The organism is Helicobacter pylori SA213A, assembly GCF_000476275.1.
Taxonomy (GTDB): domain Bacteria; phylum Campylobacterota; class Campylobacteria; order Campylobacterales; family Helicobacteraceae; genus Helicobacter; species Helicobacter pylori_CL.
Genome location: NZ_CBOM010000004.1, coordinates 60,831 through 81,795, shown reverse-complemented (window position 1 = coordinate 81,795; position 20,965 = coordinate 60,831). Strand labels below are relative to the sequence as shown.

Here is a 20,965-nt window from a genome sequence, read left to right as displayed (position 1 = left end):
GTTATTGTAGTGTAATTTTCTTTCTAAACAAGGTTAAAATAAAGTTTGAGACTTTAAAGTGGGGATTTTTAAAAGCGCATGGGTTTTAGGCGTGGCGATTCTGCCTTTAGCGGTGCGCTCTAAATAACCATTAGCGAGTAAAAAAGGCTCAATCACATCTTCAATCGTGCCTTCATCTTCTCTCATAGACGCTGCAATCGTGTTCAAACCCACCGGCCGTCCTTGAGCGTTAGCCAACAAAGATAAATACGCCAAATCCGCTTCATCAAAGCCCAATTCATTCACGCCTAATTCATTCAAAGCATGCAAAGTGATGTTTAAATCCATCAAGCTTGAATTTTTAACGAGCGCAAAATCGCGCACCCTTTTTAAAAGCCTTAAAGCGATCCTTGGCGTGCCTCTACTCCTTTTAGCGATTTCATCAGCGCTTTCTTCTTTGATGTCTTGGTTGAGTTTAACGGCGGCTTTTTTGATGATAAGGGCCAGTTCGCTAGGGCTATAAAATTGCATTCTAAAACTCATGCCAAATCTGTCTCTTAAGGGGTTAGAGAGCATTCCGGCTCTAGTGGTAGCGCCGATGAGGGTGAAAGGGGGTAAATCAATTTTAATGGTTTGAGCCGCTGGGCCTGAGCCTATGATAATATCCAGCCTGAAATCTTCCATCGCCGGGTATAAAACCTCTTCAATCGCTGGGCTGAGCCGGTGGATTTCATCAATAAAAAGAATGTCTTTAGCTTGCAAATTCGTCAAAATGGCGGCTAAATCACCGCTTTTTTCTATCATGGGAGCGGCGGTGATTTTGATATTGGTTTCCATTTCTTTAGCGATGATATGGCTGATTGAAGTTTTACCCAAACCGGGCGGGCCAAAAAAGAGCATGTGATCCAAACTTTCTTGGCGTTTTTTAGCCGCGCAAATAGAAATTTGCAAGTTGCTTTTAATCTTTTCTTGACCGATAAAATCTTCCCAAAGACTAGGGCGCAAACTCACTTCTTGAGAAGTTTCAAAATCCAAAGTTTCTAAATTGACTATCCGTTCTTTCATTAATGATAACTTTCTAATTCGTTAGGGAAGTTTCCCTTTTTCACATCATCAGCGTATTGTTTGATAGCGTTTTGAACCAATTCTTTCCCTTTGAGGTATTCTCGCACGAATTTAGGCTTAAAGCTATCAAAAAAGCCTAACATATCGCTCCACACTAAAATCTGCCCGTCGCAATCCTTACCGCTCCCTATGCCGATCGTGGGGATTTTGATTTTTTGCGTGATTTTTTGAGCGATAGGGGCGGTTATACCCTCTAAAACCAACAAACCTACCCCGGCTTCTTCTAAGCTCAAGGCGTCTTCTAAAAGCTTTTTTTGCTGTTCTTCATTTTTGCCCTTAATCTTATAACCTCCATCAAGACGCACGAATTGGGGCATCAAGCCGATGTGTCCTACCACGATAACGCCCTCATCAGTGAGCGTTTTAACCAGTTTCGCTTTTTCTTTCCCCCCCTCTAGTTTGATCGCGCTCGCTTGGGTTTCTTTATAAACCCTAATGGCGTTTTTTAGGGCTGTTTTTTCATCTTTATAGCTTCCAAAAGGCATGTCTGTGATGATAAAAGGAGTCTTAGCGCCTGCGCACACGGCTTTGGTGTGATAGAGCATCATTCCCACACTCGCGCTTAAAGTGTCGTTTTGGTTGAAAAAACTCATATTCAAACTATCGCCCACTAAAATCACATCCACTAGCGGATCAAATATTTGAGCGAACAGCGCGTCATAAGCGGTAATAGCAATGATTTTTTCTTGATTTTTTTTAGCTTGGAGGTGGTTGAGAGTGATTTTTTTAATTGGGGCGGTTTGCATGCTCATTAAGAATCCTAAGTGTTAAATATAGTGGCATTGTAGCATGACTTTATTGGGGTGGGTAAAAATTTTACTCCATTTTAACCGGTCATTTTAATTATTTTAGTATAATTGAGAGAAAATTTTAACAAACAATTCAAGGGATTTGGCGATTTTGGGTCTTAAGAAACGAGCTATTTTATGGTCTTTAATGGGGTTTTATGCGGGATTGAGTGCGCTTGATTATGACACCCTAGACCCAAAATACTACAAATATATCAAGTATTATAAAGCTTATGAAGATAAAGAAGTTGAGGAATTGATCAGAGACTTAAAAAGGGCGAACGCTAAAAGCGGGCTTATTTTAGGGATCAATACCGGGTTTTTTTATAACCATGAAATCATGGTTAAAACCAACAGCTCTAGCATTACCGGGAATATTTTAAATTATTTGTTTGCTTATGGCTTGCGTTTTGGCTATCAAACCTTTAGGCCGTCGTTTTTTGCGCGCTTGGTTAGGCCTAATATCATTGGCAGGCGCATTTATATCCAATATTATGGAGGGGCCCCTAAGAAAGCGGGTTTTGGGAGCGTGGGGTTTCAATCGGTCATGTTGAATGGGGATTTTTTATTGGATTTTCCTTTGCCTTTTGTGGGGAAATACCTTTATATGGGGGGGTATATGGGTTTAGGCTTGGGGGTTGTAGCGCATGGGGTGAATTATACGGCGGAATGGGGGATGTCTTTTAACGCAGGATTGGCTCTAACGGTATTAGAAAAAAACCGCATTGAATTTGAATTTAAAATTTTAAATAATTTCCCTTTTTTACAATCCAATTCTTCAAAAGAGACTTGGTGGGGAGCTATAGCAAGCATTGGGTATCAATATGTGTTCTAAAAAAATAAGAAATCTCATTTTATGCTTTGGTTTTATTTTAAGCTTGCACGCTGAAGAGAATATGACTGAAGAAAATACCCCTAAAGACGCTCCCATTCTTTTGGAAGAAAAACGCACCCAAACGCTAGAGTTTGAAGAAAATAAGGAAGCTAAAAAGAATATTGATGAAAAAAGCCTGCTTGAAGAAATCCATAAGAAAAAACGCCAGCTTTACATGCTCAAAGGGGAATTGCATGAAAAAAATGAAGCCATCTTATTCCAACAAATGGCTAAAAATAAGAGCGGTTTTTTTATAGGCGTAATCCTTGGCGATATAGGGGTTAGCGCTCATTCTTATGAGAAGTTTGAACTTTTAAGCAATATTCAAGCTTCTCCTTTGTTGTATGGCTTAAGGAGCGGGTATCAAAAGTATTTTGCTAACGGGATTAGTGCCTTACGCTTTTATGGGGAGTATTTAGGAGGAGCGATGAAAGGGTTTAAAAGCGATTCTTTAGCCTCTTATCAAACCGCAAGCTTAAACATTGATTTGTTGATGGATAAGCCTATTGACAAAGAAAAAAGGTTTGCGTTAGGGATATTTGGAGGCGTTGGAGTGGGGTGGAATGGGATGCATCAAAATTTAAAAGAGGTTAAAGGGTATTCACAGCCTAACGCCTTTGGGCTGGTGTTAAATTTAGGGGTGAGCATGACGCTTAATCTCAAACACCGCTTTGAATTAGCCTTAAAAATGCCTCCCTTAAAAGAAACTTCGCAAACTTTTTTATATTATTTTAAAAGCACTAATATTTATTATATTAGTTACAACTATTTATTGTAAAGGCTAAAATGTTGAAACTTAAATATGGTTTGATTTATCTAGCGCTCATACTGGGGCTTCAAGCAGCAGATTATGACAATTTAGAAGAAGAAAACCAACAATTAGACGAAAAAATAAACCATTTAAAGCAACAGCTCACCGAAAAAGGGGTTTCGCCCAAAGAGATGGATAAGGATAAGTTTGAAGAAGAATATTTAGAGCGAACTTACCCAAAGATTTCTTCAAAGAAAAGAAAAAAATTACTCAAATCTTTTTCCATAGCCGATGATAAGAGTGGGGTTTTTTTAGGGGGTGGGTATGCTTATGGGGAACTTAACTTGTCTTATCAAGGGGAAATGTTAGACAGATACGGCGCAAATGCCCCTAGCGCGTTTAAAAATAATATTAAAATTAACGCGCCTGTTTCTATGATTAGCGTTAAATTCGGGTATCAAAAATACTTTGTGCCTTATTTTGGGACACGATTTTATGGGGATTTATTGCTTGGGGGAGGGGTGTTAAAAGAGAATGCAAGCAAGCAATCTGTAGGCTCGTTTATTTATGTTTTAGGGGCTGTCAATACCGATTTGTTGTTTGACATGCCTTTAGATTTTAAGACTAAAAAGCATTTTTTAGGCGTTTATGCGGGTTTTGGGATAGGGCTTATGCTCTATCAAGACAGGCCTAATCAAAACGGGAGGAATTTGGTGGTGGGGGGCTATTCAAGCCCTAATTTTTTGTGGAAGTCTTTGATTGAAGTGGATTACACTTTTAATGTGGGCGTGAGTTTAACGCTTTATAGGAAACACCGCTTAGAGATTGGCACCAAATTACCGATTAGCTATTTGAGAATGGGAGTGGAAGAGGGAGCACTCTATCAAAATAAAGAAGATAATGAACGATTGTTGATTTCAGCTAACAACCAGTTCAAGCGATCCAGTTTTTTATTAGTGAATTATGCGTTCATTTTTTAAGGCTTGATTTTGGAGTTAAGGTTTAAAATTTTAGCGTTAGTCGTTTTGATTTTAGGGGGTTATTTGATTTTTAACGCTTTAATCACAAAAACCAAAGCTTTAAGTTTTAGTTTAAGCAACAAAGAGGATGCGCTCAATGACAATAATGAAGCGCTTTTTTGGGATTTAAAAAAACCCATTAAGATTAAAATAGCAGCCCCAAAGGGCATCAAACGCTATGATTTAAAAGTAACCACGCAAGATAATTTGATCTTATATGAAAAAGAAAATCTGGTATTGGATAAACCCAAGTCTTTGGAAGTGCCTTTGATTAGGCCTGAAATCATGGGGTTAGAAGACAAGTGTCTTTTATATGAAATTCAAGCTAATGATTGGAGTTATGCTAATTTTTTCAATGGCAATAAGGCGTCTTTCAAACAAGAAGTGTGTGTTGATACGATAAAACCCTCAATTACTATTTTATCTCGTTCTCCAAGCATCGCTTATGGAGGGAGCGCGGTAGTTGTCTTTGAAGCTTTGGATAAGAATTTGTCTCAAGCGTTTGTGCGCGTCAAAAAAAAGGATTTTAAAGCTTTCAGGCTTTTAGAATTCAAACAGCGTAATGTTTTTATCGCTCTAGTGCCTTGGTCTTATAAAAATAAGGATTTTAAGGCGTTCATTGTCGCTAAAGATAAAGCTTATAACTCTAATACCACCCCTTTATTGTTCAAGCGAAAAACCCGTCATGTGAGGGAAAAAGATATAGACTTAAACGCCTTAAAAGATAAGATTGCACAGCAAGAAAAATTTCAAAATCACACTGAGCAAACTTTATTAGAAATGTTTTCCAACGCGCGCTTAAAAGATTTAGAAAAAATCCAAAAGATCGCTTTAGAGCAAGGGGATTTTTATAAGGATTTTTCCCATTTTCAAGCGCTAAAACCCTTGAACGGGCCTTTTAAAATGGCAAGCAATTTTTTAGAAAATCGGCGTATCTTAAAGGACAATCAGGTGTTGTTTAAATTCTTGCATTTAGGGGTGGATTTGATACCTGGCAAGGATTTATCTTTAGCGTTTGATTTATCTGTGAAGAGGGTTTTTAAGGGGGAGTTCGATTTTTATGGTAATAGTTTAATCAATTGCTATGGGTTAGGTTTGTGCGTTTTTTTAGCTCATTTAAAAGATGATAAAAGCGTGGGGAGTAGTGGTTTGAAATTAGGGAGCGGGTTGCATTTAGGGGTGCTTTTGCAAGGGGTTTTTGTCCGGCCCAATGAATGGCTTAATGAGCAATGGATAAAAACCAATATCATCACTCCCATAGAGCAAGCCAAACGGCTTTTAATGAAAGGATAGTCATGTTAAAAACCAATCAAAAAAATGTGCATGCGTTTGAAATTGAAAAGCAAGATCCTGAAGCGGTCATGGAATTTTTAGAAAAAAACCATGCCCTTTTGCAATATTTTCTTATTATTTTTAAATACGATATTGAACCAGAAGTCAAAGCCATTTTGCGCAAACACCAGCTTTTATTTTTAGAAACGAATCGCGCTTTAAACGGACGCCATATCAAAACCATGCCTTTAAAAGAAGAAACCAACCATTCAAAACCCAATCATTCTAAAACAGAAACTAAAACAACGATTTATGAGCGCCACATTAGGAGTGGGGAAGAGATTTATAGCGCTAACCACCTTATTTTTTTGGGGAATATCCACAATGGAGCGAAGATTATTTCAGAAGGCTGTGTGTCGGTTTATGGGGTTTGCGAAGGGGCGATTGTGTGCTTTGGAGAGTGCTTGATTTTAAAAGAAGTCAAGAGCGCTCAAATCGTTTTTCAAAATAAAATTTTATCTTTAAAAGAGATTGAACGGCTTTTGGTAAATAAAAATATTAAAATAATCACTAAAAATGACGATATACTAGACATAAAGGAAGTATTATGAAACAAACAACCATTAACCACTCTGTGGAATTAGTAGGGATAGGCTTGCACAAGGGCGTTCCTGTGAAGCTTGTTTTAGAGCCTTTAGGAGAAAATCAAGGCATTGTTTTTTACCGCTCTGATTTGGGCGTGAAGCTCCCCTTAAAACCTGAAAACATCGTGGATACCAAAATGGCAACCGTGTTGGGTAAGGATAACGCTAGAATTTCTACGATTGAGCATTTGCTTTCAGCTATCCATGCGTATGGCATTGACAATCTTAAAATCTCTGTGGATAACGAAGAGATCCCTATCATGGATGGGAGTGCTTTGACTTATTGCATGCTTTTAGATGAAGCAGGGATTAAAGGATTAGACGCTCCTAAAAAGGTGATGGAAATCAAGCAAGTCGTTGAGGTTAGAGAGGGCGATAAATTCGTTAAAATTGAGCCAGACAGCCAACTTTCTTTGAATTTCACGATTGATTTTAACCATCCGGTTATCGCTAAGCAAGCCCATCATTTCATCTTTAGTAAAACCGCTTACAAAGAGCAAGTCGCTAAAGCCCGCACCTTTGGGTTTTTGCAAGAAGTGAATTACTTGCGATCCATTGGTTTGGCGAAAGGAGGGAGTTTGAATAATTGCATCGTGCTAGATGAAAACAGCATTTTGAATAAAGAGGGCTTGAGATGCGAAAAGGAGTTTGTGTGCCATAAGATTTTAGACGCTATGGGGGATCTAATGGTTTTAGGCATGCCTGTAATGGGCAAATACACTTCTTTTTCAGGGAGTCATAAGCTCAATTCCATGTTGGTTAAAGCCATTTTGGCGGACGCTAAGAATTACGAAGTTTTGATCGCTACGGATCCGGCTAAAGAATTTGCGTTGCAAAAGGCTTTCGCTTAATCCTAAATTAGGGTTTATTTTTTGGAATTGGATTTAGTGCTTATCTCTTTAGGCGATGGGGTTTTGCTTGGGGTGTATCAAAACAATTTTTTATGCACTTCTTACACTTCCAAATCAAAAACAAGCGAAGCTTTAGTGGAAGTTTTTTCACAATTATTCAAAGATTTTAAAAACCCTACTTTACCGGCGATTAAAGGGGTTTATTACGCTAAAGGGCCAGGGAGTTTCACTAGCCTAAAGCTCACGCATGTTTTCTTACACACTTTGGCTTTAATCCATGACTTTGAACTCTATTCAACTACAGGCTTTGATTTTAACGACAACACGCCCATTTTAGCGTATGCCAATAAATACTTTGTTTCAAAAGAAAGGGAAAGCTTGAGCGATTTTAAAGATTTGAAAATTGCGCCAAAAGATTTCATGCTGCCCTCTTTTTTAGAGAAAGACAAATTCACCCAATCCAACACGCCGTTTTACATTTTGCCTCCTATTTAGTGTATAATACGGACTTAAAAAAAGAATAGGGTATCAAAAATAGGGGTTTAAAATTTGGTAGTGAGTGTTCCTGCAACAAGTGCGAATTTAGGCCCCGGTTTTGATTGCTTGGGTTTGAGCTTGAATTTACGCAATCGTTTTTTTATTGAGCCTAGTAATTTTCATGCGGTGAAATTGGTTGGGGAGGGCGAAGGGATCCCTAAATTTTTAACCAACAATATTTTCACTAAAGTGTTTTATGAGATTTTAAAAAAGCATGGCAATGACGGATCGTTTAAATTTTTATTGCATAATAAAGTCCCTATTACAAGGGGCATGGGGTCTAGCTCGGCAATGATTGTGGGGGCGGTCGCTTCAGCGTTTGCGTTTTTAGGGTTTCCTTTTGACAGAGAAAACATTGTCAATGCCGCTTTAATTTATGAAAACCACCCGGATAATATCACCCCGGCAGTGTTTGGGGGGTATAATGCGGCGTTTGTGGAAAAAAAGAAAGTGATAAGTTTAAAAACCAAAATCCCTTCTTTTTTAAAAGCGGTGATGGTGATCCCTAATAGAGCCATTTCCACCAAGCAATCGCGCCACCTTTTGCCCAAGCGTTACAGCGTGCAAGAAAGCGTTTTTAATCTTTCGCATGCGAGCTTGATGACCATGGCGATTGTGCAAGGCAAGTGGGATTTATTGCGTTGTTGTGCAAAAGACAGGATGCATCAAAACAAGCGCATGCAAACTTATCCTGTGTTGTTTGCGATCCAAAAGCTCGCTTTAGAAAATAACGCCTTAATGAGCACGCTTTCAGGGAGCGGTTCGTCGTTTTTTAACATGTGTTATGAAGAAGACGCCCCTAAATTAAAGCAGGTTTTGAGCAAGAAATTCCCTAAATTTAGGGTAGCGGTTTTAGATTTTGACAATGATGGAGTCCTTATTGAGAAAGACTGAAATTAAAATCCGCATGTGTGTGGCGTGCAGAATGCGCCAACCCCAAAAGGATTTGTTGCGCTTGAAAAGCTTTGAAAATCAAATCATGGAGTTTGATGGCACAGGCCGTAGTTTTTATGTGTGTGGAAATTGTTTGAAAAATGGAGAAAAAAAGTTGTTGAAAGCGGTTTCAAAAATAAAGAACGCCCCAAAAGATACCAAAAACATCATTACTTGGATTAAGGAGAGAAGCATAGCATGAGCGAGATGGTTGATTTAAAAGAATTTTTAGCCGAGCTTGGTAAGACCCAAAAAGAGCTTAAAAATGTGATCGAGCAAGCCAAAGATATTGGTTTAGAGCTTAAGACAAATTCTAAAATGACCCCAGAGCAGGCAGGCAAGCTATACAAATACATTGTGGATGGCATTAAAGAACAAATACAAGCCAATCAACCCACTAAAAATCCTGAACAAGACAATAAAGACGATTTGAATACAGCCGTAGCGTCTAAATCTCTTAACAAAAAGGTTTCCAAAACGCCTAAAAAAGAAGAAAAAAGCCAGCCAAAGCCCAAAAAAACTAAAGAAAAGAAAAAAGAAGCTCCCACGCCCATTGCTAAAAAGAAGGGAGGAATAGAGATTGTCAATACTTTTGAAAACCAAACGCCCCCTGTAGAAAACACCCCTAAAGTGGTTAGCCACTCTCAAATAGAAAAAGCCAAGCAAAAGCTCCAAGAAATCCAAAAAAGCCGAGAAGCCCTAAACAAGCTCACCCAAAGCAACACTAATAACACTAACAACGCTAACAATGCTAACAACGCCAGTAACGCTAACAACGCTAAAAAAGAAATCAGCGAAGTTAAAAAGCAAGAGCAAGAGATCAAACGCCATGAAAACATTAAAAGACGCACCGGTTTTAGGGTGATTAAACGCAACGATGAAACAGAAAACGAAATTGAAAACAGCGTAATTGAAAACAAAAAACCCACTCAAAGCGCGGCGGCTATTTTTGAAGACATTAAAAAAGAATGGCAAGAAAAAGACAAACAAGAAGCTAAAAAAGCCAAAAAACCCAGTAAGCCCAAAGCCACCCCCACAGCCAAAAACAACAAATCCCATAAAATTGATTTTAGCGATGCGAGGGATTTTAAGGGCAATGATATTTATGATGATGAAACCGATGAAATCTTGTTGTTTGATTTGCATGAACAAGATAATTTCAATAAGGAAGAAGAAGAAAAAGAAGCACGCCAAAATATCAACGACAGGGTGCGCGTCCAAAGGAAAAACCCTTGGATGAATGAAAGCGGGATCAAACGACAATCCAAAAAAAAGCGCACATTCCGTAACGATAACAGCCAAAAAGTGATCCAAAGCGCGATTGCAATCCCTGAAGAAGTGCGCGTCTATGAATTCGCGCAAAAAGCGAATTTGAATTTGGCTGATGTGATTAAAACCCTTTTTAATTTAGGGCTTATGGTAACTAAAAACGACTTTTTGGATAAGGATAGCATAGAAATTTTAGCCGAAGAGTTCCATTTAGAAATTTCTGTTCAAAACACCTTAGAAGAATTTGAAGTAGAAGAAGTGCTAGAGGGGGTAAAAAAAGAGCGCCCGCCTGTGGTTACTATCATGGGGCATGTGGATCATGGTAAAACTTCACTACTGGATAAAATCCGTGATAAAAGAGTCGCTCACACTGAAGCTGGGGGGATCACTCAGCACATTGGCGCTTACATGGTAGAAAAGAATGATAAGTGGGTGTCTTTCATTGACACCCCAGGGCATGAAGCTTTTAGCCAGATGCGTAATCGTGGGGCTCAAGTTACAGATATTGCAGTGATTGTGATAGCGGCTGATGATGGCGTGAAGCAGCAGACTATTGAAGCTTTAGAGCATGCAAGGGCCGCTAATGTGCCTGTGATTTTTGCGATGAATAAAATGGATAAGCCTAATGTGAATCCGGACAAACTCAAAGCCGAATGCGCTGAACTTGGTTATAACCCTGTGGATTGGGGCGGAGAGCATGAGTTTATCCCTGTTTCAGCTAAAACGGGCGATGGCATTGACAATTTATTAGAAACCATTCTTATCCAAGCGGATATTATGGAATTAAAAGCCATAGAAGAGGGCAGCGCTAGAGCGGTTGTTTTAGAAGGGAGCGTGGAAAAAGGGCGTGGGGCAGTGGCCACTGTGATTGTCCAAAGCGGGACTTTGAGCGTGGGGGATAGTTTTTTTGCCGAAACGGCGTTTGGTAAAGTAAGAACGATGACTGACGATCAAGGCAAGAGCATTCAAAATTTAAAACCCTCTATGGTGGCTCTCATCACAGGCTTGAGCGAAGTGCCTCCTGCGGGATCTGTTTTAATAGCGGTAGAAAACGATTCCATCGCGCGCTTGCAAGCTCAAAAGAGGGCGACTTATTTACGCCAAAAAGCACTGAGTAAAAGCACTAAAGTGTCTTTTGATGAGCTTTCAGAAATGGTCGCTAATAAGGAATTGAAAAATATTCCTGTAGTCATTAAAGCGGATACGCAAGGGAGCTTAGAAGCCATTAAAAACAGCTTGTTAGAGCTTAATAACGAAGAGGTAGCGATCCAAGTGATCCACTCAGGGGTGGGGGGCATTACTGAGAATGATTTGAGCCTGGTTTCTAGCAGTGAGCATGCGGTGATCTTAGGCTTTAATATCCGCCCCACCGGTAATGTGAAAAATAAGGCTAAAGAATACAATGTGAGCATTAAAACTTACACGGTGATTTATGCCTTGATTGAAGAAATGCGATCGCTGCTATTAGGCTTGATGAGTCCTATTATTGAAGAAGAGCATACCGGGCAAGCGGAAGTGAGAGAAACCTTTAATATCCCTAAAGTAGGCACGATAGCCGGGTGTGTGGTGAGCGATGGGGTGATCGCTCGTGGCATTAAGGCGCGTTTGATTAGAGATGGCGTGGTGATTCATTCCGGCGAAATCCTTTCTTTGAAACGCTTTAAAGATGATGTGAAGGAAGTTTCTAAGGGCTATGAGTGCGGGATCATGCTAGACAATTATAATGAGATTAAAGTGGGCGATGTGTTTGAAACCTATAAAGAAATCCATAAAAAAAGAACTCTCTAATGAACGCTCATAAAGAACGCTTAGAATCCAATCTTTTAGAATTACTACAAGAGGCTTTAGCGAGTTTGAATGATGGCGAGTTGAATTCTTTAAGCGTGACTAAAGTGGAATGCTCTAAAGGGAAGCACCACGCTTTTGTGTTTGTGCTTTCACAAGATCATAAAATCCTTTCTAAATTGAAAAAAGCTGAGGGTCTTATCAGGCAGTTTGTTTTGCAAGCTAGCGGGTGGTTTAAATGCCCAAAACTCAGTTTTGTTTTGGACAATAGTTTAGAAAAGCAGCTCCGCCTAGACGCCATATTTAATAAAATCGCTAAAGGGAAAGATAATGACTAAAAAAATAGAAGAGAAAATAGAGAGCGTGATTGAAAGCTTGGGTTACTTGCTTTATGATGTGAATTTGGTTAAAGAAAACGAGCAGCATGTTTTAAGGGTGAGCCTTAAAAACCCTAATGGAGCGGTTAGTTTGGACATTTGCCAACAAGTGAGCGAGATCATTTCGCCCTTATTAGATGTGTGCGATTTTATTCAAGACGCTTATATTTTGGAAGTGAGCTCTATGGGGTTAGAAAGAACGCTTAAAACCCCCAAACACTTTAAGCTTTCTTTAGGCGAAAAAGTGGAGGTCAAACTCACCAATAAAGAAAGCTTTCAAGCCGTCCTTAAAGACGCTAACGATTTGAGCGCGGATTTTGAATTAGAGGATCACGCTATCAAAAGCGTGGAATATAAGGATTTAAAGAAAGTTAAAACGCTTTTTGAGTGGTAAAATAACGCAAAGCGGTAGCGTTCCTACGCTTTATGAGAAATTACCGCTTGATTGAAACTGGACTCTCATTATTTGGCTAAAAAACGCCAAAAAGCATTTTTGAGATTTCACTCTTCCATTTGAACGATACTCATTATTTCTTTGACCACATTCACATCTTCTAGCGTGCTTAAATCTTGAGTGATGGGCTCTTTTTTGGCGATGGATTTCAAAAGCCTTCTCATGATTTTCCCGCTCCTAGTTTTAGGCAAACCCGGCACATACATGACATTGTCTAATTTAGCGATCTTTCCAATTTCAACGGATAAGATATGATTCATTTCTTTTAACAATTCTAAACTCTCGCCAAGATTGCATTTAGCCCCATCGCACAGCACCACAAACGCAAACAAGCCCTCTCCTTTAATCGCATCAGGGACACCCACCACCGCGCATTCAGCCACCATTTCATGCTTGGAAATAGCGCTCTCCACTTCAGCCGTGCCAATCCTATGCCCACTTACATTCACAATATCATCTGTGCGCCCAATAATAGTGATGTATCCGTTTTCATCCACGATAGCGCCATCTCCAGAGAGGTAGACATATTCCCCATTCAACTTGATCTGAGAAAAATAGCTATCAATGTATCGTTTTTCATCGCCCCAAATGTTTCTTACCATAGAAGGCCATGGCTTAGTGATGCATAAAAACCCTTGCTCTCCGGGCTTTGTTTTGGTGCCGTCTTCGTTTAAAACTTCTGCATGGATTCCAGGCAAAGGTAAAGTCGCGCAGCTGGCCCTTATAGGCGTAGCTCCCGGTAAAGGGCTGATGATATGCCCGCCTGTTTCTGTTTGCCACCAAGTATCCACGATACTGCATTTTGAGTTACCGATTTTTTCATAAAACCATTTCCATGCCGTAGGGTTAATGGGCTCTCCTACCGTTCCTAAAACTTTGAGTGAGTCTAAATTATATTTTAAGGGTTCGTTTTCGCCTTTAGCATGTAGCATTCTTATAGCGGTGGGGGAAGTGTAGAATTTATCTACGCGGTATTCTTCTATCATTCTCCACCATCTCCCATAATCCGGATAAGACATCGTGCCTTCTAGTATCAAAGTCGTTGCCCCGCAAGCTAAAGGTCCATAAACCACATAAGTGTGCCCTGTGATCCAACCAATATCAGCGGTGCACCAAAAATTATCGTTATCTCTAATATCAAAAACCCACTCCATCGTCATTTGCGCCCATAGCAAATACCCTGCACTGCTGTGTTGAACGCCTTTAGGTTTCCCGGTTGATCCGCTTGTATAGAGCAAGAATAAAGGATCTTCAGAGTCCATCATTTCAGGTTCGCATTTATCGGATTGGTAATTGACCATTTCATTATAGACAAAATCGCGCCCTCTCACATAGTCAATCTCTCTGGCGTTTCGTATCACAATGAGCGCTTTTTCCACGCTAGGGCAGGCGTTATTTTCTAGAGCCTTGTCAAGGGCTGGCTTGAGCATGTAAGGTTTGCCTTTTCTAAAAGTCCCGTCCGCTGTGATAACTAATTTAGCTTGAGCGTCGTTGATCCTATCCCTTAAGGCTTCAGGGCTAAACCCAGCAAAAACGATGCTATGGATCGCTCCAATCCTAGCGCATGCGAGCATCATATAAACGCTTTCTACAATCATGGGCATATAGATAATGACTCTGTCGCCTTTTTTGACATTGAATTCGTTTTTTAAAAGGTTGGCTGTTTTATTGACTTCAGAGTGGAGTTTTCTGTAAGTGATGACATTATAATCCCCCATTTCCCCTTCAAAAATGATCGCCACTTTATTTTTTTTGTCTTTTAAATGCCTGTCTATGCAATTGTAAGAAACATTGATTTTGCCGTTTTCAAACCATTTGAAAAAAGGGGCGTTATCGCTGTTTAAAACCTTATCAAAAGGTTTAAACCATGTGAGTTTTTGCTTGGCTAACTCGCCCCAAAAATGTTCATAATCTTCATTGGCTTCATGCACTAAATCTTTATATTCGCACATGTTTTTAATCCTGGCTTGCTTGGCAAACGCTCTGTTAGGGTTAAAGATTTTTTTAGCGAATTCTAAATCTTCGTCTAATTGCATCGCATCTCCTTTTTCATGGTTTTAAGCGCATTTTTAATTATTGTATCCAAATTCACACTCTTTTAAAAGGAGGGATACTTTTCTCTTTCTGTGTGGATTGAGACTGATAAAAAAGGAAATAGCACGATGAAACCTAAAGGGCACATTAGCGTTAACATGCTAGAATGACAGAACACTTTATGATAATAAAAGGGTGGTATGCTGATTTCCATAGCGTTTTTATTGGTTTTGTGTCTTTTGAATTATAGTTCTTTCAGGATGCTAAAATCGTTTTTAACCTTAAAGAAAATCTCTCAATACGCTTATTTAGGGTTTTTTATCCTTTTGAGTGCGGGCGAGGCGGCTTTTGCTTTTTATAGAAATAACATGCCTAGCCATTTGTTTGTTTTGACTTCAGCGTGTTCGTTTGTATCTTTTATTATTTTTATCCTTTCTTTAAGTTTTTACGGGTTTTCTTACTCTGTAGAAAAAATAGATTTTTTGCATTCAAGGCGTAAAAGTTTAAAAAACTTTTTAAAATTGGGGTTTTATCTAGCGCTATTAGGGTATTTTTGGCGCGGGTTTTATGAAGGATTAGCCCGCCCTAAAATCAAAGAAACCCCTATTTATTTAGACAAGCTGGATAAAGAATTAAAGATTATTTTACTCACAGACATGCATGTGGGGAGTTTGTTGCAAAAAGATTTTGTTGATTACATTGTAGAAGAAGTCAATCAAAAAGAAGTGGATATGGTGCTGATTGGGGGGGATTTAGTGGATGAAAACATTGAAAAAGTCAAATCTTTTTTACTGCCCTTAAACAACCTTAAAAGCACGCATGGCACTTTTTATGTGCCAGGAAATCATGAGTATTATCACGGCATAGAGCCGATTTTATCGTTTCTTAACACGCTTAATTTGACGATTTTAGGGAATGAGTGCGTGCATTTAGGGGGGATCAATTTGTGCGGCGTGTATGATTATTTCGCAAGGAAGCGTCAAAATTTTGCCCCTGATATTGACAAAGCTTTAAAAAAGCGTGATAGTAGTAAGCCCACGATCCTTTTGGCCCACCAACCTAAACAAATTAGAAGCCTCAAAGAAGGCCACTCTGTAGATTTAGTCCTTTCAGGGCATACCCATGCAGGGCAAATCTTTCCCTTTAGCCTTTTAGTCAAGTTGGCACAAACCTATTTACATGGTTTATACAAGCACAGCGGCACCACTCAAATCTATGTGAGCAGTGGGGCAGGGTATTGGGGGATTCCTTTAAGGTTTTTAGCCCCTAGCGAGATCGCATACCTTAGGCTTTTACCTAAAAATCAAGCTTAGTCAAACAAAATCTTAAAATCGTAATCAAGCGGTTAAAAATAAGAATTAAAACAAGGAGTTAAAAAACAACCGCTAAGACAAAGGGAAAGGAGGGGGAGGTGACCCTTCAATCTTAGCGGCTTTGTAATTATACAATAGAATTGTAATTTTTAGCAAGCGATTTTAAAATTACTTAACAAAAAAGGCTCAAAGGCATTTTTTACAATCTAATTTTAAGAGCTTGCACCAAGCAAGCGATAACTTTTATTAATATTTTCTTAAACTAATTTAAAATTATGATATAATCAACACTTGAATTACTCTTAAATACAGGAGTCCATACACCATGCGCGTTCTACTGATTGAAAAAAATTCTGCTTTGGGTGGAGAGATTGAAAAGGGCTTGAATGTTAAAGGCTTTATGGCTGATGTAACAGAAAGTTTAGAAGATGGGGAATATCTTATGGATATTAGGAATTATGACTTAGTTATGGTTAGCGATAAAAATGCCTTAAGTTTTGTTTCTAGAATCAAAGAGAAGCATCCTTCTATCGTTGTTTTAGTTTCTTCTGATAACCCCACAAGCGAGGAAGAAGTCCATGCGTTTGAACAAGGCGCGGACGATTATATCGCTAAACCTTATCGCAGCATTAAGGCTTTAGTCGCAAGAATTGAGGCTCGTTTGAGGTTTTGGGGCTCTAATGTGATTGAAATTGGGGATTTGACCATTAGCCCCGATGAAGAAAAGATTGTTTACAAGGGGCGTGAAGTTGAAGTTAAAGGGAAGCCCTTTGAAGTGCTGACCCATCTTGCCAGACATAGGGATCAGATCGTCTCCAAAGAACAGCTTCTAGACGCTATTTGGGAAGAGCCTGAAATGGTTACCCCTAATGTGATTGAAGTGGCTATCAATCAAATCCGCCAAAAAATGGATAAACCCTTGGGGATTTCCACGGTTGAAACCGTAAGGCGCAGAGGCTATCGTTTTTGCTACCCCAAACCGGCGTGTGAAGAGTAAATTCCGTGGTTTGCTAAAAAATAGATTAGAATGAGAGTGTGGAGTGGGTAAAATCAAATATTTTAATAGCGATAATAGAGACACTCATATCGTGTTGGTGTTTAGCTAGGAGCATGATCATTTTATCTGCGATTAGTAGGGTGTTTTGGTTAAACCCTTATCGGATAAAAATAACCATGTTTCTTTGTTGGAATTAGAAAGCTATAAAACAAGGGCGGTCGCTGACGATAAGTCGGTATTGTTAGATTTTGTTTTGTAAGGTTGGCATAGTTAAACAAATCCCCCATAAGGAGATGTCTATGGGGGAGATAAGGCTTAACCTTTAAACTTAACACAAAACAATATTAGCAAAACTTTACTAACTTGTCAAGTCTTGACACAAAAATGCAAACTTGGCTCTATCAGATATTAACCATAAAACTTAAAGAATGCTAAAAACATTCTTTACAATCAAATGATTAAAAGAGTTTGATTTTAATCAAGCGATGAATTTTTAAGTGCTCTTTTGGGGTTATGGGGGTTAGTTAGAGATTTGTAGGGGGAGAATTATTTTAAAACACTCCTTATCCCTTAAAAAATGAGTTTTTGCCATAAAACGACGGAATGAAAATTTTTAAACCTTATCAAAAAGAGTTTTTAAACTCTTTTTAGTTTTTGTTGGCTTTTTGCAAACAGCTTAGTTTTAAGCGTTATTGAAGATTTCTTCAATTTGTTCTTTAATATCCCTATAATTGAAACTCTCTCTAAAACCATCAATCTTGCCTCCGCTCGCATTCCTATGCCCACCCCCATTAAAACACATTTGACTGAGTTCGCACACATCGCAATTCCCATTCGCCCTTAAGCTCACATTCCCTTTAGCGTTCACATCTATATAAAAATCAAAATCCGGATTTTGCGTTAAAAAAAGGTTAGCCAACACGCTAATACCCCCCATAGAATAACTTAAAAACCCTTTTTTATCCTGGTAATAAACGCTGCAATCATGCTTTTTTAAAGAGAGCAAATGCGTTTGCGCGTTTGAAGAGATATTGTCCATCGTTTCTGTATCAGGGTCGCCCCCTAAAGCGATTTTTTTAAGCCTGAACAAATCATTATCATAGGCTACAGGGGCATTTTCTAAAAACAAATAGTTTTTAACTTCTTCTAAAAGCTTTAATTTATAGTTGCGGTTTTCATCATCAAACATGAAACGATTCAATTCAGAGCTTTGGTTAATCATGCGCATGCACACCTTGCCTAATTCAAAGCCATAACCTTGCGTGTCCCAAATATCCACAGAATTGACCATTTCCACCAAAGGCTCTAGCCATGTTGTGTTTTTTGGCTCTAAAAGAGCGTAATGCTTTTTCAAAAATTCATACACGATTTTAGTCGCGCAACGGTTCGTGTCTAAAAAATACCAATGGAAACTCTCAGCCACTTCCTTACCGCTGATATGGTGATCTAAAAGCTGGATTTGAATGTTTTTATTTTGCAAGCGGTGTTCTTGGATTTTATCCTGCAAATACTCTGCTTCGTTTAAATTCAAATTCAAATCGCTAATCAAAATAAGGAATTCACTCTCTTTAGATTGAGCGATTGCGTTTAAAATCTCATAAATTCTCGCTGAGACTTCACGCCCATAATTAGCGTTATAGCATTGGGTATTTTTAAAAAATTGTTTTGAAACAAGCTGGCATGCATAGCCGTCTAAATCAATGTGTGAAAGGTGGTAAACTTGCATCATTCTCCTTTTTTATTAATTATTTATCCATTAAAAGTTAATATGGATCGTGCCTAAGGCTTCAAAATTAGAGTTAGGATCTAATTCCGCATGGCTTAGCACGACCACATCAATCCTGGCCTGCTCCATTTGATTAGAAAGAGCTTTTCTTAAATTAGGCTCTACAATCAAAATCACCGGAGCGATCCCTTTTTGCAAGACTTTCATGGCCTCTTCAGAGACCCCTTCAATGAGTTTTTGCAATTCGCCCACATTGAGTAGCAAGCTCTTAGAAGTGCCATTTTCTCGCAATTTATTAAGCAAAAATTGTTCGCTATCGGTAGAAAAGGTTAAAAATTTCAAACGCCCGTCTTCAGATTTAAAAGCGTTAGTGATCACCCTAGAAAGCCTCGCCCTCACTTGTTCGGTTAAGATATTCACATCGTTTTGAACTAATGGGGCAATATCAGTAATCGTTTCTAAAATAGTGAGCATGTCTTTAATGGGGATTTTTTCATGCAACAAGGCTTGCAAGACTGATCGGATCGCACCGGTAGGGATTTTTTTACTCTCTTCTACAATCGTAGGATAGTCTTTAGCCAAGCGCTCTAAAAGGGATTTCACTTCATCTTTAGTGATAAAATCTTCAGCGTATTTTTTCACTAATTCGCTGGTGTGTGTCGCAATAACGGTGCTTGGATCAATAATAGTATAGCCTTGAATAATGGCTTCTTCTTTATTTTTAGTTTCAATCCATAAAGCGTCCATTCCAAAAGCCGGCTCTTTAGTGGGAATGCCTTCAATTTCTTTATTCACAAAACCGGTATTCATGGCTAAAAACTTATCTGGCATCACCATGCCCTCACCAATCACAATGCCTTTAAGCTTGATTTCATAATGCGTTGGGGGGAGCTGTAAGTTATCCCTGATCCTAATTTGCGGCATCAAAAAACCATAATCGCTCGCTATTTTTTTTCTAATACCCCTAATCCTTTCTAACAAATCGCCCCCTTGTTTCATGTCCGCTAAACTAATGAGCTGATAGCCTAAAGCCAATTCTAAAAATTCAATTTTTAGCACTTCATCAATGGCTTGTTCTTCTTCTCTTTTAAGCTCTTCTTGGGTTTTAGCCCTTGTGGTTGGGGTGTGGGGTTTGATTTTGGAGCTGTGGGGTTTTTCGCTCAAATCCAAGCCGAATTTTTGACTCAAATAATTTTCTAATTTAGTGAGTAATCCGTCTTTTCCCTCCCTACTAATCAGCCATGCGATGAATAAAAAGAGTGCCCCTACAAACGCTAAAGAAAAGGTAGGGAGTCCAGGAATGGTTGCAAAAAGCAATAAGATCGCTCCCACAATCACTAAGGTTTTGCTTTTATTGGTGAGCTGTGTGATGAGTTTAGAAGCGAAATCTTCTTCTTCGTTTTGCGTGGTGCGAGTGGCGACAATACCGGTCGCTGTCGCAATGATTAAAGCAGGGATTTGCCCTACAAGCCCATCGCCAATGGTTAGGATAGTGAAAGTGCTAGCGCTAAAGCTCAAGCTCATATCCCTTTGAAACACGCCCACTAAAAAACCTCCAATGATATTGATAAGCGTGATAATAATAGAAGCGATCGCATCGCCTTTGACGAATTTAGACGCGCCATCCATCGCGCCATAAAAATCTGCTTCTTGGCTTAGAGCGGCGCGCCGTTTTTTAGCTTCCTTATCATCAATAAGCCCTGAGTTTAAATCCGCATCAATCGCCATTTGCTTTCCTGGCATAGCGTCTAGAGCGAATCGCGCCCTAACTTCAGTAACCCTAGTAGAGCCATTAGTAACCACTAATAAATTCACTAACACTAAAATACTAAAGATAATAGCCCCAATCACATAATTCCCGCTCACGCTAAATTCCCCAAACGCCGTGATAATATCGCTCACCGCGCTAGGCCCTTTATAGCCTTGCGTTAAAATCATTCTGGTGGTGGCGACATTTAAAGCCAAGCGGTATAAGGTTACAATGAGTAATAAAGTGGGGAAAGCGCTAAAATCAGTAGGTTTGTCAATATAAAGCCCGATTAAAATAATCAACACCGATAGCGCAATAGAAATCGTGAGTAAAAAATCCAACACAAAAGGCGGTAACGGCACGATAATGATTGCTAAAATAGCGATCACAAAGACCACAAGGGCCAAGTCTTTGGATTGCAAAAAGCGTTTAAAGACAGGGAAAGTCTTTTTAAAAGCTAATTTGGAGCGTTCGTTTGCCATAATCT

Annotated in this window: 19 protein-coding genes; 14 read left to right on the top strand and 5 right to left on the bottom strand. The window is 39.1% G+C overall.

The features are described 5' to 3' along the window. Nucleotides 1-33: 33 nt before the first annotated feature. Nucleotides 34-1,044: a Holliday junction branch migration DNA helicase RuvB gene (ruvB, locus tag QT74_RS02610; protein ID WP_000664534.1), complete on the bottom strand. Its 1,011-nt coding sequence runs from the start codon at nt 1,042-1,044 to the stop codon at nt 34-36. Further along, nucleotides 1,044-1,856, bottom strand: coding sequence for a 3-methyl-2-oxobutanoate hydroxymethyltransferase (panB, locus tag QT74_RS02605; RefSeq protein ID WP_033764434.1), 813 nt, complete (start codon nt 1,854-1,856; stop codon nt 1,044-1,046). Before panB ends, ruvB begins: the two co-directional genes overlap by 1 nt. 148 nt (nt 1,857-2,004) lie before the next feature. Between panB and QT74_RS02600 the strand changes: the two genes are divergently transcribed. Genes QT74_RS02600 through QT74_RS02545 form a run of 12 tightly spaced genes read left to right on the top strand, consistent with a single transcriptional unit; the run spans nt 2,005 to nt 12,598 of the window. Continuing rightward, nucleotides 2,005-2,727, top strand: a complete 723-nt coding sequence (locus tag QT74_RS02600; protein ID WP_033764463.1) for a hypothetical protein — start codon at nt 2,005-2,007, stop codon at nt 2,725-2,727. Then, nucleotides 2,717-3,544 carry an outer membrane beta-barrel protein gene (locus QT74_RS02595; protein ID WP_033764432.1) on the top strand — a complete coding sequence of 276 codons (828 nt, stop codon included), beginning with the start codon at nt 2,717-2,719 and terminating at the stop codon, nt 3,542-3,544. Before QT74_RS02600 ends, QT74_RS02595 begins: the two co-directional genes overlap by 11 nt. Before the next feature lie 8 nt (nt 3,545-3,552). After that, nucleotides 3,553-4,497, top strand: coding sequence for an outer membrane beta-barrel protein (locus QT74_RS02590; protein WP_033764430.1), 945 nt, complete (start codon nt 3,553-3,555; stop codon nt 4,495-4,497). A 9-nt stretch (nt 4,498-4,506) separates the two neighbouring features. Then, nucleotides 4,507-5,829, top strand: coding sequence for a M23 family metallopeptidase (locus QT74_RS02585; RefSeq protein ID WP_033764428.1), 1,323 nt, complete (start codon nt 4,507-4,509; stop codon nt 5,827-5,829). 2 nt (nt 5,830-5,831) lie between these two features. Then, nucleotides 5,832-6,419: a septum site-determining protein MinC gene (gene minC, locus QT74_RS02580; protein WP_033764426.1), complete on the top strand. Its 588-nt coding sequence runs from the start codon at nt 5,832-5,834 to the stop codon at nt 6,417-6,419. Further along, nucleotides 6,416-7,303: a UDP-3-O-acyl-N-acetylglucosamine deacetylase gene (gene lpxC, locus QT74_RS02575; protein ID WP_033764425.1), complete on the top strand. Its 888-nt coding sequence runs from the start codon at nt 6,416-6,418 to the stop codon at nt 7,301-7,303. Before minC ends, lpxC begins: the two co-directional genes overlap by 4 nt. 21 nt (nt 7,304-7,324) lie before the next feature. Beyond that, on the top strand, nt 7,325-7,798 hold the full coding sequence (locus QT74_RS02570) for a tRNA threonylcarbamoyladenosine biosynthesis protein TsaB (protein WP_033764423.1): 474 nt from the start codon (nt 7,325-7,327) through the stop codon (nt 7,796-7,798). Nucleotides 7,799-7,852: 54 nt separating this feature from the next. Beyond that, entirely contained in the window at nt 7,853-8,734 is an 882-nt protein-coding gene (gene thrB, locus QT74_RS02565) for a homoserine kinase (protein ID WP_033764421.1), read from the top strand. Continuing rightward, nucleotides 8,721-8,975 carry a DUF448 domain-containing protein gene (locus tag QT74_RS02560; protein WP_001232508.1) on the top strand — a complete coding sequence of 85 codons (255 nt, stop codon included), beginning with the start codon at nt 8,721-8,723 and terminating at the stop codon, nt 8,973-8,975. Before thrB ends, QT74_RS02560 begins: the two co-directional genes overlap by 14 nt. Then, nucleotides 8,972-11,830, top strand: a complete 2,859-nt coding sequence (gene infB / locus QT74_RS02555) for a translation initiation factor IF-2 (RefSeq protein WP_033764419.1) — start codon at nt 8,972-8,974, stop codon at nt 11,828-11,830. Before QT74_RS02560 ends, infB begins: the two co-directional genes overlap by 4 nt. Further along, complete coding sequence (rbfA, locus tag QT74_RS02550) at nt 11,830-12,165, top strand: 30S ribosome-binding factor RbfA (RefSeq protein WP_033764416.1); 336 nt, start codon at nt 11,830-11,832, stop codon at nt 12,163-12,165. Before infB ends, rbfA begins: the two co-directional genes overlap by 1 nt. Then, nucleotides 12,158-12,598, top strand: a complete 441-nt coding sequence (locus QT74_RS02545) for a ribosome maturation factor RimP (RefSeq protein WP_033764414.1) — start codon at nt 12,158-12,160, stop codon at nt 12,596-12,598. Before rbfA ends, QT74_RS02545 begins: the two co-directional genes overlap by 8 nt. Nucleotides 12,599-12,705: 107 nt before the next feature. Here the strand turns inward: QT74_RS02545 and acs are convergent, their stop codons facing one another. Continuing rightward, nucleotides 12,706-14,694, bottom strand: coding sequence for an acetate--CoA ligase (acs, locus tag QT74_RS02540; RefSeq protein ID WP_033764412.1), 1,989 nt, complete (start codon nt 14,692-14,694; stop codon nt 12,706-12,708). 198 nt (nt 14,695-14,892) lie between these two features. On the opposite strand from acs, the gene QT74_RS02535 reads away from it, so the two are divergent. Together QT74_RS02535 and hsrA are read left to right on the top strand one after the other, a co-directional pair. Continuing rightward, entirely contained in the window at nt 14,893-16,005 is a 1,113-nt protein-coding gene (locus tag QT74_RS02535; protein WP_033764410.1) for a metallophosphoesterase, read from the top strand. Nucleotides 16,006-16,330: 325 nt separating this feature from the next. Next, nucleotides 16,331-17,002, top strand: coding sequence for a response regulator-like transcription factor HsrA (gene hsrA, locus QT74_RS02530; RefSeq protein ID WP_033764408.1), 672 nt, complete (start codon nt 16,331-16,333; stop codon nt 17,000-17,002). Nucleotides 17,003-17,684: 682 nt separating this feature from the next. Here the strand turns inward: hsrA and QT74_RS02525 are convergent. Both QT74_RS02525 and flhA read right to left on the bottom strand, forming a co-directional pair. Next, nucleotides 17,685-18,728, bottom strand: coding sequence for a 3',5'-cyclic-nucleotide phosphodiesterase (locus QT74_RS02525; protein WP_033764406.1), 1,044 nt, complete (start codon nt 18,726-18,728; stop codon nt 17,685-17,687). Nucleotides 18,729-18,758: 30 nt separating this feature from the next. Further along, the gene (gene flhA, locus QT74_RS02520; protein WP_033764404.1) at nt 18,759-20,960 is read right to left on the bottom strand and encodes a flagellar biosynthesis protein FlhA; all 2,202 of its coding nucleotides are present in this window, start codon (nt 20,958-20,960) and stop codon (nt 18,759-18,761) included. Between the last annotated feature and the right edge of the window lie 5 nt (nt 20,961-20,965).